The following is a 14191-nucleotide window of genomic DNA, read 5'->3' as shown; positions in this document are numbered from 1 at the left end:
ACCTCTGTTCGCACTCTTGAACGAACATAGACCCCGCGTGACATTGCTTGCGCGGTGTTGCGATCGGTGCTGATGATTTAAAGCCACGCTCGCATCGACAACGTGCGCCCATCGCCAGGCAGTCTTCTTTATCCAACGGCTGTTGCGGTGATGGACTTGGTCATTGGCTCACTTGGGATTGACGAGCCATCGCTTAGGTTGGCGTATGTATCAATCAGCACTGGCCCGCGACGATCTGCCGGGCACACCTTCGATATCGCCGAATCCAGTGCTCGCGCAATGCGTGCGTGAGTACGTACGACTGACGCCGCAACTTCCCAATCCTGGCGCAGGACGCACGTACGCGCGATGGCAGGCGCTGAGCAAGCTGGGTGCCGCGAGCTTGCCGCTTGCCAAAGTGCTGGAGGCGCATTACGACGCTGTGTCGATTTTTTCCGAGACCGGCCAGCCATTACCTTCGAATGGAGCGGTGTGGGCCGTGTGGGCAGCGGGCGGGCCGCATGACACCGCAACGTACGAAGCGAACTCAAGCACGGTATCCGGTATCAAACCGTGGTGCAGCGCGGAGTTGGACGTTGTGACGCACGCATTGGTGACCGTCCGAGTCGGTGATCGGCAGCCGCTTGCCGCCGTGACGCTAGCGCAGGGATGCTTCGCGCTCGATGCAAGTCAGTGGCACGGACCAGGCATGCTCGGCATTCCGACTGGCAACGGCCATTTCGCGAATGCGCCGGCAAGATTGCTCGGTGAGCCGGAATTCTATTTGCAGCGGCCGGGTTTTTGGCATGGCGGGGCAGGCATCGCGGCCTGCTGGTATGGCGCTGCCGCAGCCATTGCCGAGCATGTACGCCGCTCGCCCCGCGTGGCGAACAACCCTTTTGCGGCAGCACACCTGGGCGCCATCGACGAACAGCTGACCGGTGCGCGGCTGATGCTGCAAGACCTGGCGAAGGCGATCGACGACGCTCCAAACCACAGCCATCAACTGGCTGTCATTCGGTTACGGAGCATGATGGACCGCATCTGCCGGGACGTGATCGAACGTGCCGCCTTGGCCTTGGGGCCGGCCTCACTGTGCTGCGATGCCGGGCACGCGCAGCGGTGCGCCGACCTGGCTGCCTTCGTTCGCCAGTCCCACGGCCAAAAAGACGAGCAGTGGCTGGGAGAGCAATTGCACGCAAGCGAGGTCAACCCATGGCTGCTGTGAGGGGCGAGCAGATCGCAGGGCAAGGCGTCAGCGAACAGCGCTGGCGCGCATCGCCCCAGTTGAATGTGCTGCCCACCAGCAGCCTCGAACAGCTGCTGGGCACCACCACCCGTGTCGTGGTGGTTTCTCCGCATCCGGATGACGAGGTGCTGGGATGTGGCGGGCTGCTTGCGATGGCGATCGCAGCGGGAAGACAGGTCCTGATCGTCTCCGTTACCGATGGCGAAGCGGCCTATCCGCAGGACGACGCATGGCCGCCCGCGCGGCTGGCAATTGCGCGTCGTGAGGAGCTGCGTAATGCGTTGGCGTGCCTGGGCATCGATTCAGGCAGCATCGTCAGGCTGGATGCGGGAGATGGCCAGGTACGCGCGGGCGTTGATGCCCTCGGTGCGCGGCTGGCCGATCTGCTGCAAGCGCGCGATGCGGTGCTGGTGACGTATGCGCGCGATGGCCACCCCGACCACGAAGCTTGTGCAGATGCGGCGAGCAACGCAGTTGCACGCTGCGGAGCGCGATTGATCCAGTTTCCGATCTGGGCATGGCACTGGGACGACCCCGACCACAGTCAGATGCTGGCATCGGCCACGCGTCTAGTGCTTTCTGCCGATGCGCACGCTGCAAAAATGCAGGCGATGTCCGCGTTCAAGACGCAGACCGGTCACGTCACGCCTGCGCTGCGCAACCCCATCCTTCCCGACTGGGCGCTGGCCAGGTTTCGGCGCGATTTTGAGGTCTATCTCCCATGAACGCCCAGGCCAATGCCGATTATTTCGACAGCATCTATCTGCAACACGATCCGTTCGGCTATGCGACACGTTGGTACGAAAAACGCAAACGCGACATCCTGCTGGCAACCTTGCCCAGGCAGGCGTTTGCACGCGGATGGGAACTGGGGTGTTCCAACGGCGAAGCAACCTGTGGGCTCGCTGCACGCTGCGAGCGCTTGCTGGCAACCGACATCTCGGCCGCTGCGGTACAACAGGCCAAGCAACGCGTAGGGGAGCGAAGTAACGTCGAAATCGTGCAGGCCTGCCATCCGCAGCAGTGGCCGGTGGGAAGTTTCGACCTGATCGTTCTGAGCGAGATCGGCTACTACCTCGCCGCTTCCGAACTCGACGAGCTGATCGCGCGCCTGCAACAGGCGCTGACGCCGGAGGGACTGCTGGTCGCCTGCCACTGGAAGCATCCTTTCGAACAGGCACAACAAGATGGCATCGCGGTCCATGCCTGTATCGCCCGACGGCTCACCTTGCCGCTGAATTATCGCTATGAAGACAGCGATTTCCTGCTGGAAGCGTGGACCGCGCAACCGTTGTCGGTGGCACAACACGAAGGCTTGCGATGATCGCCGTCATCATTCCCGCGCATAACGAGGCCGAGTGCATGGCGGCCTGCCTCGCATCGGTGTTTCGCGCCGCATCGCATCCCGAATTGCACGAACCTGTGGAGGTGATCGTCGCAGTGGACCGTTGCACGGATGCAACCGCAGAGCTGGCACTGGCGTTGGGCGCGCACGTGATCGACGTACCCGCACCCGGCGGTGTCGGCAGTGCGCGGGCGGCCGCAGCCTCCAAGGCCATTGCACTGGGCGCCGATTGGCTGGCCGTGACCGACGCCGATTCGCGCGTCCCGGCCGATTGGCTGGTGGAACAGCGCAGAGCCGACGCGGATGTGTTCTGCGGTGTCGTGCAGGTGGAGGATTGGCTGGACTATTCCGATGAGGTGCGCTGCAGGTTCGAACAGAGCCAGGCAACCGGACAAGGTCATGGTCGCATTCATGGCGCCAACCTCGGTGTGAGCACCGCGCTCTATGAACAATGCGGTGGGTTCTCTGCGTTGACTTGCAGCGAAGACGTTGCGCTGGTCCACGCGCTGCAGGCGATCGATGCATCGATCGCCTGGTCGCCACGCTCGGTGGTGTGGACCAGTGCCCGCAGGCAGGCACGGGCAGTCGGCGGTTTCTCTGATTTTTTGAAACAATTGGAAGCCGCGACCTGCGTGCCTGCGTAGCGGCTGGCGCAATGCTTGGAACTGTCTTTTAGAAACGTCATCGTCCTGCCGCATGGATTCGGTTCGTTCAGCAGGCGCCCCTGGCCAGAGGGTTCGTCGCTTCAACCATCGCAGTGCGACGGCCTGGCCAGACCAGCGATTTGAAGTGCATCCGCGCCTTCTCCATCGCCGCAGTCGAACCACGGCCTGTCGCCGCCCAACGCCTGACACCTGCTAACCGGCTGTCGACCTCATCTGCACGAGACGTGGACGAAGCGTGCGCCACCATGCCGAACCGACACACAAGGTGCGACATGGCCAAGCCAACGTTGTTCTTCCTGCATGCGCTTGGCGCCAGCCGGCATGAGTGGAGCCGTGTCATCGCGCGGTTTGGTAGTCGCTTCGACTGTATTGCGCTGGACATCCCTGGATTCGGCGATGCGCCTGCGCTGGACCACTTCGACACGAGCGCGCTTGTCGACTGGTTCAGCGCTGAAGTCATCAAGCGGCAACCGGCATGCTGGTTTGTAGTGGGGCATAGCATGGGCGGAAAGATTGCCTCGTTGACGGCAGCTCGGGCGCGCGACGGTGTGGCGGGTCTTGCCGGTCTGGCGGGCGTAGTGCTGGTTGCTGCATCGCCGCCAGCACCCGAACCCATGCAGGAATCGCGACGGCGCACCATGCTTGCCTGGTTCGAAGCAGGGCAGCCCACGCGCATGGAGGCTGCACAGTTCGTCGATGCCAACTGCGCCTCTCCGCTGCCTGATGAACTCAGGGACGCCGCGATCAACGACGTTCTGCGCACCACACCCAGTGCATGGATGGCATGGCTCGCACACGGCAGTCGCGAAGACTGCACCGCACAGGCCGGATGCATCGGCGTGCCGGCAGTGATTGTCGCAGGCGGCCAGGATGGCGATCTTGGCGAGACTGCGCAGCGGCACTTGAACGCTCCGCACTATGCGCATGCGCAGCTCGCCACCGCGGCCAACGCGGCGCATCTGATTCCCTATGAACAACCGCAGGAACTGGCGCAGTTGATCGAAGCGCATGTAGAGCGCTGCATTGAGAACTGCCTGCCTGAGGACTTCATTGCCTTGCTGAACTCCGAGCGCGTGGCGCCGCGTATGCGCAAGATCTTGCTCGCCCGGCACTCTGGTCCACCGGCTTCGGGCAAGGGCGTGTTGAGCTCGCGGCAGTTGAATGTGCTCGCGGCCGTGGCTGCACGCGTGCTGGATGGTGCGGGCGATGCGGCGCAGATTGCGCGGCGTATCGATCTGCAGCTTGCAGAAGGCACGGGAGATGGTTGGCGGTATGCAGACTTGCCAGACGATTGCCTGGCGATTGCGCTCGGCCTGGATGCACTCGATTCATTGGCAGGCGGCTTTGCCGAACAGTCGGCACAGGACCAGGATCGTTGGCTGCAGGAGATCGCGCATGCGATGGTAGGCAACAACTCTGCGCATGGCCTGGATGCCGGGCAATTCGCGCATTGGTTCGAGGATGTACGTGCGGATGTGGTGCGCACCTGGACCAGCCTTCCCGCCACCATGGCCGCGCTGGGCTACGACGGTTTTGCCGTCGGCAACGACACCGGCAATGGCCCCGTGGGCTACGTGGAAACCGCAGCAGGCCGGCATGAACACTGGCAACTGCGTATGCCCGAGACTGCCCAATGAGCAACGCTGGTGGCCAGGACAGCGTCGATGTGGTGGTGGTCGGCAGCGGAGCGGGGGGCGGCCCGCTTGCAGCGCGGCTTGCACAAGCGGGGGTTTCGGTGGTCGTGCTGGAAGCCGGCGCGGCATTTACGCCGGAGTCGCATCTTCCCGATGAGTTGACCACCGGCATCTATTGGATGGACGAGCGCTTGAGCGGCGGGCAAACGCCTACTGCGTTCGGTCCGAATAATTCGGGCTCCGGGCTCGGCGGTTCGACGTTGCATTGGGGCGCGTTCTGCCCTCGGCCGGACAAGCGCGATCTCAGCCTTCGCACCCAAACGGGGAAGGGCGCCGATTGGCCGATCCCGCACCATGAGCTGGTCTCTTACGTGCGTCGCGTGGAGACCTTCATCGGGGTCTCCGGTCCCGTGCATTACCCATGGGACCCCGAGCGCAGCTATGCCTATCGGCCACCGCAACGCAATGCATCGGCCATCGCCATGGAGCGCGGCTGCAGCGCGCTTGGCATCCTGACCACCGACGCACCGGCCGCGTTGGTCACCCGGCCACATCAGCAGCCACATTGGGGCCAACGTGCAGCGTGCAACAACTGTGGTGCCTGTCACCAGGGCTGCAGCAACGCCGCCAAGGTGAGCGTGGACACCACATGGCTTCCGCTGGCCAGGGCGCATGGCGCGCAATTGCGCACCGACAGCCGGGTGATCGATCTGGAACGCGACGGACGCGGCGTAGTGACCGCGGTGATCTACCGCCAGCAGGGGCGGGAGCATCGCCAGCGCTGCAGCACCGTTTTCCTGTGCGCAGGTGGTGTGGAGACACCGCGCCTGTTGCTTAACTTGGAGCTGGCCAACTCCAGCGGGCAGGTGGGCCGCAATTTCATGGCGCACGTGGCAACCCAGGTATGGGGTCAGTTCGACGCAGACATGCGCATGAATCGAGGCTACCCGTCTTCGCTCATCACCGAAGACATGGTGCGCCCGGCCGATGCCAACTTCATCGGCGGCTATCTGGTGCAGAGCCTGGGCGTACAGCCGATCACGCTCGCCAACACGCTGGCACGCGGTGCCAGCATGTGGGGCAGGGATCTGGTCGCAACGCTGCTGCGCTACAACCGCCTGGCCGGTATCGGCATCAATGGCGAATGCCTGCCGCAGGACGCCAATCGCCTGACCTTGTCCGACGAGCGGGACGCCTTCGGCCAGCGCAAGGCGCGCATCGATTTCAGCTATGGCCCCAACGAGCAGGCCATCGACACCCATGCGCGCGCAGTGCTTCGATCGATCTGGCAGGCCGCTGGCGCCCGCAATATCTTCGCGGCTGCGCGCTCGGCCCACACGCTCGGTACCTGCCGCATGGGGACCGATCCTGCACAGGCCGTGGTCGATCCCGATGGCCGCAGCTTCGACGTACCGAATCTCTACATTTGCGACAACTCGGTGTTTCCCAGCGCACTGGCAGCCAATCCGGCCCTGACCCAGATGGCACTCGCGCTGCGTACCGCAGAGCGTTTCCTCGCGCGCTAGCGGCACCTGCGCCACCACGTATTCAACGACCAGGAGCTCAACATGGATCTCGGAATCAAACAGCGGATCGCCCTCATCAGCGGCGGCGACTCCGGCATGGGCAAGGAGACTGCGCGCCAGCTGCTCGAAGCCGGTGTGCGCGTGGCGATCACCGATCTTCCCAACGGCACGCTCGACCAGGCGGTGGCCGAGTTATCCGGACTGGGAGAGATCATCGCCATCGAAGGCGATGTGACGCAGGAGCAGGACGTTACCCGCATCTGGACCCAGGTGCGCGCGCAGCTGGGCGAACCGGATATCTACGTCAACGCCGCCGGCGTGACTGGCGCCACCGGCGATTTCCTTGAGGTTAGCGATGCCGGCTGGCTCGAGACGCTGGACATCAACCTGATGGGCGCGGTGCGCATGTGCCGCCAGGCCATTCCTGCCATGCGCCGCAAGCAGTGGGGGCGGATTGTGTTGTTCGCGTCCGAAGATGCCGTGCAGCCGTACGTGGATGAGTTGGCCTACTGCGCGTCCAAGGCCGGCATCCTGAGCCTGGCCAAGGGGCTGTCAAAGGCCTATGGCGCCGACAATGTGTTGGTCAACACGGTGTCGCCTGCCTTCATCGCAACGCCGATGACCGACAAGATGATGCAAAAGCGCGCACAAGAAAACGGAACCAGTGTCGAAGAAGCCATCGCCTCGTTCCTGGACGAAGAACGCCCAGGCATGGCGCTGAAGCGGCGCGGCCGGCCAGAGGAAGTGGCCTCCGTCGTTGCCTTCCTGTGCTCGGAGCGGGCCAGTTTCATCAACGGCGCCGGCGTGCGCGTGGACTCGGGCTCGGCCTTCACCATCGCTGGCTGAGGCGACGGCGCTGTGCAGCGGCCCGCGCGGGTGTCGCCTGACGGTACCGCTGCACGCCTGATCCAGGCAAAACCCTCGCGCAAGCGAGGGCAGGGCAGATCGCCGGTCGCCGCGATCGAACCGACGGTGCCGCCCCGATGAAGCTGCGTAGGGCTGTCAAATTAGACAACAACGCAGTCAGAGCACCCGCCACAACATGTAGCCGGCAGTGAGGAAGATCAGGCAGGCAAAGGCGCTGTTGAGCAATCCCCGATGCCCGGCGAGCGCCCCTGCAGCCCGCGCTCCCGCCATGCCACCGACGCTGCCGGCAACGATGAACGCGGCGGCCAGTGGCCAGTTCACCCATCCGGAGTGGGCGTAGTTCAACGCGGTGGTCAGACCGAAGGCGGAAACCGCTACTAGCGAGCTGCCCACCGCCGCCAACATCGGCATCCCGGTGGCAGTCATCAAGCCTGGCACGATCAGGAAACCGCCGCCGATGCCGAAGAAACCCGAAAATCCGCCAGCGAGCGTGCCCAGCCCAACCAACGCGGGCGCATTTTCCTTGCTGATGCGTGCAGCCGCATTCTCTTGCGCGTTGCGCTTGCGCAGCATGAGCAGGCCAATCACCACCATCAAGACCGCAAATAGCGCCAGCAACCGTTGTCCGTCGACGGCCTTACCCAGGCTCGAACCAAGGTAGGCGCCGGCGACGCCGGCCAGGGCGAAGACCGAGGCGCACGGCCACCTGACATTGCCACGGCGCGCATGCACGAACAGGTTGGACAGCGCGTTGGCAGCGACGGCCAATGCACTGGTTCCGATGGCCACATGCGGATTATCGACACCGACCAGATACAGCATCAGCGGGACAGCGAGAATGGAGCCGCCGCCGCCGACCAGTCCCAGCACGAAGCCGACCAGCACGCCGGAGAGCCCACCCAGCGCGAGCTGCAGCAATGAAAGGCTTTGCATGACCGATGTTTACTCGTGACTGGATGGCGCGTCGCGACGGAGACGCGGAGCGAGCGAGGAAAGGTCGTACCCTGCGCCGGCGGCGATCGAGAGAACCTGGTCTGCCGTGAGCCTGCTGGTGCGTACTTGCGCCAGCGCCCACAACGACGTCGAGCGCGTTCCCGTCCTGCAATACGCGGCGATGGGCGCGGGAAGTTGCTCCACCACGTCGCAAAATTGCTGCACGTCGTCCTGCGAAAGGGCGCCGGCGACAACGGGCAGATAAGCGAAACGCATGCCCGCCCGCGTGCAGGCGGATTGCATGGCCAGATGATCGGGTTGATCCGGCTGCTCGTTGTCTGGCCTGTTGCAGATAACGCTGGCCACACCCAGGCTGGCCAGTGCAGGAAGATCGGCAGGTAACAACTGGCTGGTCACCAGCAGGGTGGGCGAAAGCGATCGCAGTTTCATGCAACGTTTTTCCCCGCGACGGAACGATGGAGAAACCGGTGGAGGAAAACTCCGGTCACCAGCGAGGCAGCGAACACCAAGGCGAACGCCTGGCCGGTCGCCAGCAGCGCGATCGCCGGGCCAGGGCAGACCCCGGCCAGCCCCCAGCCAATGCCAAACAGCGCCGCACCGATCACCAGCTTGCGGTCGATGCGCCGCTGTTGCGGCAGCTGCAGTGTCGGGGCGAGCAGGGGAGTGCGACGTGCGCGCGCCCATCGGTAGGCGATGGCCGAAGGGATCAGCGCGCCTGCCATCACCAAGGCCAGCGAGTAATCCCAGGCGCCGGCGACATCGAGGAAAGCAAGGACGCGCGCAGGGTTGGCCATGTCCGACATCACCAGGCCCAGCCCGAACAACGCCCCGCAGAGAAAAGCAGCCACGCGGATCATGCGCCGGCTCCAGCGACGGCCCGCACGGCCATCACCGTTGCCATGCCCAGCAGCATGAACACGGTGGTGGCGACGATCGAGCGCGGCGACAGTCTCGCCAACCCGCTCACGCCATGTCCGCTGGTGCAGCCGGCACCCAGACGGGTTCCATAGCCCACCAGCACGCCGGCCACGATCAGCAAAGGCAGGTCGGTGCCGCTTAGCGGCGCGAGCGCGATGGGCTTGAGCGCCAGTGCCGCGCCTGCGCTTGTCAGAAGCCCGGCCAGGAACAGGATGGACAGCGAGCGCGCACCGCCAGCGTGCAGACCAAGCGCATCGGCAAGCAGGCCGGAGATGCCGGCGATGCGGCCGACGAGCAACAAATACGCGCCAGAGGCGGTGCCGATCATCAGCCCACCGATCAGCGGCCAATACTACGCCAAGTGTGGAAGCGTCATAGCACGTCCAACGGCAGCTTCAGATAGCGCACGCCGTTGTCCTCCGGCGCGGGCAGATGACCGGCGCGCATATTGACTTGTACCGATGGAAGCAGAAGGCGCGGCATGGGAAGCGTGGCGTCGCGTGTCTCGCGCATCTGGACGAAGTCCGCCTCGGAAACGCCCGCATGCAGATGCACATTCGCGCTGCGTTGCGCGCCGATGGTGGTTTCCCATGCGAACTGGTCCCGGCCTGCGGCCTTGTAGTCGTGGCAGACGAAGACACGCGTGGCGTCGGGCAGTTCCAGCAGCCGCTGGATGGAGCGATAGAGCTGGCGTGCAGAGCCGCCCGGAAAATCGCAGCGTGCCGTACCGTAGTCCGGCATGAACAACGTGTCGCCCGAAAAAACAGCGCGTCGCCGATGAGGTACGCCATGCATGCGGGCGTATGTCCGGGAACATGCAGCGCCACCGCGTGCAGATGTCCGATGGTGAATGCTGCGCCGTCAGCGAAGAGATGATCGAACTGGCTGCCGTCCCGGCTGAATTCCGTACCGGCGTTGAAAAGGCTGCCGAAGGTTTGCTGCACGGACGTAATGCGCTCGCCGATGGCGAGCTGTCCGCCCACCTGCTGCTGCAGCCACGGCGCCGCCGACAGGTGGTCTGCGTGGGCATGTGTTTCGAGGTGCCATTGCACCTGCAACCCCTGGTCGCGCACGTAGTGCACAAGCGCTTGCGCCGAGCCGGTCGCGGTGCGGCCAGATGCCATCTCGAAGTCGAGCACGCTGTCGATGATGGCGCAGGCCAACGAGCCAGAATCCCGGACCACGTGGCTGGCGGTAAAGGTCACAGGGTCGAAGAACGTCGCCACGTGCGGTGCGTCCATGCGACCGGAGTGGGTGTCCTCCACGACAGCGCAGGCTGCTGCCAAGCAGATATCGGGTGCAGTCAGATGGCTCACGATGGCAGCGTCGAGAAGGAGTAAAGCAACAATCTCATAGTTTCATTTACAGTGCAACTATTGAGCAAGCACCGGCCTTTCTCGTTCAGTCGCAGCCGTGCCTAGCCGTTACCCTCTACAACCCTGATCCGTAATGCCCACGCCTCGTGACCGAATCTGCTTTCTCCACCGATGCTCTTGCCGCCATGAAGGAGCGCGTCCCAGACGTGGCCGAGCTGCTCCGTTTCATCGCCACACCGCCGCGCCTGCTGTTGCTGTGCCAGTTGTCGCAGGGCGAATCTACCGTCAGCGGTCTGGAAGCGACGACAGGCATTCGGCAGCCGGCCTTGTCGCAGCAACTGGCCGACCTGCGGCAGCGGCAGCTGGTCCTGACGCGTCGCGAATCACGATCCATCATTTATCGCCTGGCCGACCCAAAAGTGGCAGCCTTGCTGAGCGCCATGCATGCGATCTTCTGTGCAGAGAATGAGCACGGTGATCGCATCCTCGAGTAATACGCATGGATGCAATCGGCGGCCGTCGTTTTTGTTCTGGTGTTAGCGAAGATCAGTCAAGGATCGGTGGACCCAAGCACAACGAATAAGAGGAGGGTCGCGGTAGGACGGCAGCCATCTGACGTCCGGCACGCGACTCGGCCGGGATGAGGTGTGCTGGTGATGTGCGTCTTGAACATCGAGGATTTCTCGGGATCGTGTGGATCGGAAGAGAAAAGACCTTTGGAACCGCAAGCACTGTTTTGACATAATATACATTATGCGAAATGGCAGACGGGGTCACGCGGCACCCCAACCGGCAGCTATTGCGTCGGCTCGACCGCGCAAAGCGATTCCAGGATGACCGTTATCGGCTCCGGCTGACCCACCTCACCGCTGCCAAGCTGCTGGACGTTAGCGTGCGCACGGTCCAGAACTGGGAGTCCGGCCGAACCCGCATCCCCCATTCGGCCTTCAAATTGGTCAGGCTCCTGGCCAGCTGCAAGCACTTGGATGGCCCGGCCTGGAAGAATTTCCATGTCCGTGGCGATACGCTCATCACCCCCGAGGGCCATACCTTTCCGGCGGCTGACCTCGCTTGGTGGTCACTGTTGTTCCGGCAAGCCGAGGCGTTCCGCACGCTCTCGCGCCAGAAGCGTCAGGCCGAACGCGCACACGCCACGGCAGGCTCGGGGCTGGCGCTTGCGCCAGCCCCGAGCCCGGCGAGCTCGTGGCCGTTGCCAAGTCGCTCCTGAAGCAAGTACGATCGGCACCATCTAGCCTCCCCGGTCGCAAGACCAGCAGCGGGGCTCCGCAGGCAGCAAGCTCCATTGCTGAACCCCTGGGCGACACCGGAACGAGTAAAAAAGGCACGCAAGCGTGCGCCGGCGCGGGTCCAACTAAGGCAGTCAAACACCTCGGCACTTTGGGGGGTTTGGGGGGCCTTAGCTTGACCCCCGAAGACCGCCCGAAATCAGCCGCTCCCCGCCTCAAGGGAGTGTGCAAATGACCAATCGTCCCCCTTATTCCGCTGGCGGTGTTGTTCCCCGCAACAAGCGCGAATTGGTTCTCCGTCAGAGTACTGTCGGCTGGCAATGGCACACCACCGGCTATACGAGTCCGGATCAGTGCGCCTTCGTTGGTCAGCAAACCATCGGACGTTTCGTCAAGGGTGCACACCGCGCAGCAATGGCCGCTGTCACGCCTCCTGAGGGTCAACCCTTCGTTGATCCTGATGCCGAGACCGGGCTTCCTTATGCGACTGCTGAGGCCTTCTACGACACCTTGATGCATACGTTCGCTGCTGCTCTGCAGGAGCACGCACGAGTTCATGGCCATCAGTTTCGAGGTGTCAAATGAGCTACCAGGCGCACGACATCTCCGCCTATCAGGGCACCCTGGCCACCTTTTACAAGATGCTCGATCAGCTCGATGAGTGGTGGACCCACGAGCAGCAACAGGGATCTGTCAGCTTGCGGCGGCGTATAGCCGTGCGCGGTATGCGTGGCGACCTCGTCAGCAACATCGACGGCATCGAGAAGCTCATCCAGACCGCCTCACGGCAGACAAACAGGCAGGCCCGCCCTGCCCCCTGGCAGCGTCCCCAGGCGCTGCCAGTGAGCACCGGGTGCCTGGGGTGCAGGGGTGGAACCCCTGCGGCTATGGCGCATGGATGCGCCGCCTTTTGCCGGTCCGGACCCGGCCTCTTGGCCTTTCAGGTCCGGACATAACATCTCACGCAGACCGCTTTTCCTGCCAATTAAAATGGAATGAATTGCCGGTTGAGATAATCCATGATAATAATCGCTGCACAGGGGTGATTAACTATGTCGATTAACTCGGCACGCTATACATTATGCGAAATTGCATGGAGGGCGGTACGGGCGCGACTCCGCTGGGTGTTGCTTTGGATCAAAACTTGCCTGCCGAACCGTTCCCCTAGCGAAACGGAAATCGCCGCATGACTGACACCTACAACCTAGACCGCCGCCCACCGTGCTGGCCTGTGGGAACCCAATGCCCAAACAGCTGCGCAGAGGATCTGCATCGCCGCGTCGTCAGGAACCATGTGGGACTCACAGGCCCATGGGCTGGGTGGAGGTTGGCAGGTCGGGATCTCGTCGCACTGACTGGGGAACGCATTCCAGAATGCCGGCTGCGCGGATTGCTTTGGCATGCCAATGCCAGCGACATACGGGATTCGGCTCGCAGCCGGAACGCAAAGCGCAAGGCGGTTCAGCAGTCGATGGTCAAGGTTGTTGTGGATCTTGGCGGATGGCGAGAACGCCACTTCGGACGCTCTGCGGGATAGGCGTTATCCGTAGGGGGCTATGCCCCTACACCCCAGCTCTACAATGCCGGCTCACAGAACGGGGGCGGCATGGAACGCAGATATAGGGAAGCAGACTCATCAGATCTATGGTGGCAGATCGCTCTCGGCGGCTTCATCGCACTACTAGCGCATAGCATCGTCATTGGGCTGTACAGCAGATACGAAGCTCGCCAAGCGATGGCGCAGCTTGAGAAAGAATCGAAACTAGCGACACAGCAGATGCGGCGCGCACTCACACAGACCGTGCCGGTAACCAAGCAAGCGGAGGACGTGCGGGACTATGCACCACCAAGGCCCTTAGACGACGGCGAGCGCTGCTTACAGGGTCGCCGCTTCAAGCGAGTGTCAAATGGTTGGGTGCAGCTACCGCACGATCCCTGCTGATGCTCTAAAGATCCGCGGTGGTCGACTGAACGCTATTAGCAGTAGCGTACGGCTTCGACTCAGGGAAGCTGCCGACTTCACGTGTGCCTCTGGCAATGACAGATCCGCCGAGCTGAAGTGGTTGATTCTGCTGGGCCACCTGCCCGGTCTGCGACTGTTGCTGTTGCTGCTGCTGGCGCACATCCTTGTACGGGTTGTAGGGCGCTCCGTTGCGCGCGAGCGTGCGGCACATCGGCTGCGATAGCTCATAGCGGGTGCCCTGCTCTGTCATGCATGTACAGGACGCCTCGCGAGGATCTGAGGCAGCCGGCATGCTCGACATGCAGAAGACCTGCGGATCGGCCACGACCGGCCGCTGGTCAAACACCTCGGCGGTCCACGGCATCGTGTCGAAACGCGGTAGGTGCTTGGCGGCGTAATCGGTCTTGCCGGCATATTTGACCTGGCCAACGCTCCTGGTCCGAAAACGATCTCCTTTTGAGCTGACATAAGGTGTTGGTCGGCTCTCCATGGGCAGCGCGGTGATCGTTGGGCGGCGTGCACGACAAC

General features: G+C 63.3%; 16 protein-coding genes and 1 pseudogene. 11 read left to right on the top strand and 6 right to left on the bottom strand.

Annotation, left to right across the window (positions count from 1 at the left end; all coding sequences use genetic code 11):
- Positions 1-688: 688 nt before the first annotated feature.
- The 7 genes from FLG15_RS10605 (at position 689) to FLG15_RS10575 (ending at position 7244) form a co-directional block, all read left to right on the top strand.
- Positions 689-1207: an acyl-CoA dehydrogenase family protein gene (locus FLG15_RS10605; protein ID WP_057679738.1), complete on the top strand. Its 519-nt coding sequence runs from the start codon at positions 689-691 to the stop codon at positions 1205-1207.
- The gene (locus tag FLG15_RS10600) at positions 1195-1953 is read left to right on the top strand and encodes a PIG-L deacetylase family protein (RefSeq protein WP_057679737.1); all 759 of its coding nucleotides are present in this window, start codon (positions 1195-1197) and stop codon (positions 1951-1953) included. Before FLG15_RS10605 ends, FLG15_RS10600 begins: the two co-directional genes overlap by 13 nt.
- Entirely contained in the window at positions 1950-2552 is a 603-nt protein-coding gene (locus tag FLG15_RS10595) for a class I SAM-dependent DNA methyltransferase (protein WP_057679736.1), read from the top strand. Before FLG15_RS10600 ends, FLG15_RS10595 begins: the two co-directional genes overlap by 4 nt.
- Positions 2549-3217, top strand: coding sequence for a glycosyltransferase family 2 protein (locus tag FLG15_RS10590; RefSeq protein WP_057679735.1), 669 nt, complete (start codon positions 2549-2551; stop codon positions 3215-3217). Before FLG15_RS10595 ends, FLG15_RS10590 begins: the two co-directional genes overlap by 4 nt.
- Before the next feature lie 293 nt (positions 3218-3510).
- Positions 3511-4875: an alpha/beta hydrolase gene (locus tag FLG15_RS10585; RefSeq protein WP_057679734.1), complete on the top strand. Its 1365-nt coding sequence runs from the start codon at positions 3511-3513 to the stop codon at positions 4873-4875.
- Positions 4872-6398: a GMC family oxidoreductase gene (locus FLG15_RS10580; RefSeq protein WP_057679733.1), complete on the top strand. Its 1527-nt coding sequence runs from the start codon at positions 4872-4874 to the stop codon at positions 6396-6398. Before FLG15_RS10585 ends, FLG15_RS10580 begins: the two co-directional genes overlap by 4 nt.
- Before the next feature lie 42 nt (positions 6399-6440).
- Positions 6441-7244 carry an SDR family NAD(P)-dependent oxidoreductase gene (locus tag FLG15_RS10575; protein WP_150146075.1) on the top strand — a complete coding sequence of 268 codons (804 nt, stop codon included), beginning with the start codon at positions 6441-6443 and terminating at the stop codon, positions 7242-7244.
- Positions 7245-7421: 177 nt separating this feature from the next.
- Here FLG15_RS10575 and FLG15_RS10570 read toward each other — a convergent pair whose 3' ends face one another.
- From FLG15_RS10570 to FLG15_RS10550, 5 genes and pseudogenes are all read right to left on the bottom strand, one after another.
- On the bottom strand, positions 7422-8183 hold the full coding sequence (locus FLG15_RS10570; RefSeq protein ID WP_057679731.1) for a sulfite exporter TauE/SafE family protein: 762 nt from the start codon (positions 8181-8183) through the stop codon (positions 7422-7424).
- Between the two features lie 24 nt (positions 8184-8207).
- Complete coding sequence (locus FLG15_RS10565; RefSeq protein ID WP_057679730.1) at positions 8208-8648, bottom strand: protein tyrosine phosphatase family protein; 441 nt, start codon at positions 8646-8648, stop codon at positions 8208-8210.
- Entirely contained in the window at positions 8645-9076 is a 432-nt protein-coding gene (locus tag FLG15_RS10560) for a DUF6691 family protein (RefSeq protein ID WP_057679729.1), read from the bottom strand. Before FLG15_RS10560 ends, FLG15_RS10565 begins: the two co-directional genes overlap by 4 nt.
- Positions 9073-9465 carry a YeeE/YedE family protein gene (locus tag FLG15_RS10555; protein WP_150146072.1) on the bottom strand — a complete coding sequence of 131 codons (393 nt, stop codon included), beginning with the start codon at positions 9463-9465 and terminating at the stop codon, positions 9073-9075. Before FLG15_RS10555 ends, FLG15_RS10560 begins: the two co-directional genes overlap by 4 nt.
- Positions 9466-9509: 44 nt before the next feature.
- Positions 9510-10378 (bottom strand): annotated as a pseudogene (locus FLG15_RS10550) (MBL fold metallo-hydrolase).
- 260 nt (positions 10379-10638) lie between these two features.
- On the opposite strand from FLG15_RS10550, the gene FLG15_RS10545 reads away from it, so the two are divergent.
- The 4 genes from FLG15_RS10545 (at position 10639) to FLG15_RS23425 (ending at position 12656) form a co-directional block, all read left to right on the top strand.
- On the top strand, positions 10639-10947 hold the full coding sequence (locus tag FLG15_RS10545; protein WP_057679727.1) for an ArsR/SmtB family transcription factor: 309 nt from the start codon (positions 10639-10641) through the stop codon (positions 10945-10947).
- Between the two features lie 266 nt (positions 10948-11213).
- Positions 11214-11681 carry a VC1465 family Xer recombination activation factor gene (locus FLG15_RS23430; RefSeq protein WP_244665535.1) on the top strand — a complete coding sequence of 156 codons (468 nt, stop codon included), beginning with the start codon at positions 11214-11216 and terminating at the stop codon, positions 11679-11681.
- Positions 11682-11931: 250 nt separating this feature from the next.
- Positions 11932-12285, top strand: coding sequence for a hypothetical protein (locus tag FLG15_RS10535; protein WP_139791025.1), 354 nt, complete (start codon positions 11932-11934; stop codon positions 12283-12285).
- Positions 12282-12656: a hypothetical protein gene (locus FLG15_RS23425; protein WP_209228158.1), complete on the top strand. Its 375-nt coding sequence runs from the start codon at positions 12282-12284 to the stop codon at positions 12654-12656. The genes FLG15_RS10535 and FLG15_RS23425 overlap by 4 nt, the downstream gene beginning before the upstream one ends.
- Before the next feature lie 990 nt (positions 12657-13646).
- Here the strand turns inward: FLG15_RS23425 and FLG15_RS10520 are convergent.
- Positions 13647-14153, bottom strand: a complete 507-nt coding sequence (locus FLG15_RS10520) for a hypothetical protein (protein ID WP_150146069.1) — start codon at positions 14151-14153, stop codon at positions 13647-13649.
- Positions 14154-14191: the final 38 nt, after the last annotated feature.

The organism is Xanthomonas phaseoli pv. dieffenbachiae, from assembly GCF_008639345.1.
GTDB classification, from domain to species: domain Bacteria; phylum Pseudomonadota; class Gammaproteobacteria; order Xanthomonadales; family Xanthomonadaceae; genus Xanthomonas; species Xanthomonas phaseoli.
This window is presented reverse-complemented; position numbering and strand designations above follow the sequence as displayed.

Coding starts and splice junctions, on each gene's coding strand:
- FLG15_RS10605 (WP_057679738.1), top strand. CDS start 689: ATGCTCGGCATTCCGACTGGCAACGGCCATTTCGCGAATGCGCCGGCA.
- FLG15_RS10600 (WP_057679737.1), top strand. CDS start 1,195: ATGGCTGCTGTGAGGGGCGAGCAGATCGCAGGGCAAGGCGTCAGCGAA.
- FLG15_RS10595 (WP_057679736.1), top strand. CDS start 1,950: ATGAACGCCCAGGCCAATGCCGATTATTTCGACAGCATCTATCTGCAA.
- FLG15_RS10590 (WP_057679735.1), top strand. CDS start 2,549: ATGATCGCCGTCATCATTCCCGCGCATAACGAGGCCGAGTGCATGGCG.
- FLG15_RS10585 (WP_057679734.1), top strand. CDS start 3,511: ATGGCCAAGCCAACGTTGTTCTTCCTGCATGCGCTTGGCGCCAGCCGG.
- FLG15_RS10580 (WP_057679733.1), top strand. CDS start 4,872: ATGAGCAACGCTGGTGGCCAGGACAGCGTCGATGTGGTGGTGGTCGGC.
- FLG15_RS10575 (WP_150146075.1), top strand. CDS start 6,441: ATGGATCTCGGAATCAAACAGCGGATCGCCCTCATCAGCGGCGGCGAC.
- FLG15_RS10565 (WP_057679730.1), bottom strand. CDS start 8,648: ATGAAACTGCGATCGCTTTCGCCCACCCTGCTGGTGACCAGCCAGTTG.
- FLG15_RS10560 (WP_057679729.1), bottom strand. CDS start 9,076: ATGATCCGCGTGGCTGCTTTTCTCTGCGGGGCGTTGTTCGGGCTGGGC.
- FLG15_RS10555 (WP_150146072.1), bottom strand. CDS start 9,465: ATGATCGGCACCGCCTCTGGCGCGTATTTGTTGCTCGTCGGCCGCATC.
- FLG15_RS10545 (WP_057679727.1), top strand. CDS start 10,639: ATGAAGGAGCGCGTCCCAGACGTGGCCGAGCTGCTCCGTTTCATCGCC.
- FLG15_RS23430 (WP_244665535.1), top strand. CDS start 11,214: ATGGCAGACGGGGTCACGCGGCACCCCAACCGGCAGCTATTGCGTCGG.
- FLG15_RS10535 (WP_139791025.1), top strand. CDS start 11,932: ATGACCAATCGTCCCCCTTATTCCGCTGGCGGTGTTGTTCCCCGCAAC.
- FLG15_RS23425 (WP_209228158.1), top strand. CDS start 12,282: ATGAGCTACCAGGCGCACGACATCTCCGCCTATCAGGGCACCCTGGCC.
- FLG15_RS10520 (WP_150146069.1), bottom strand. CDS start 14,153: ATGGAGAGCCGACCAACACCTTATGTCAGCTCAAAAGGAGATCGTTTT.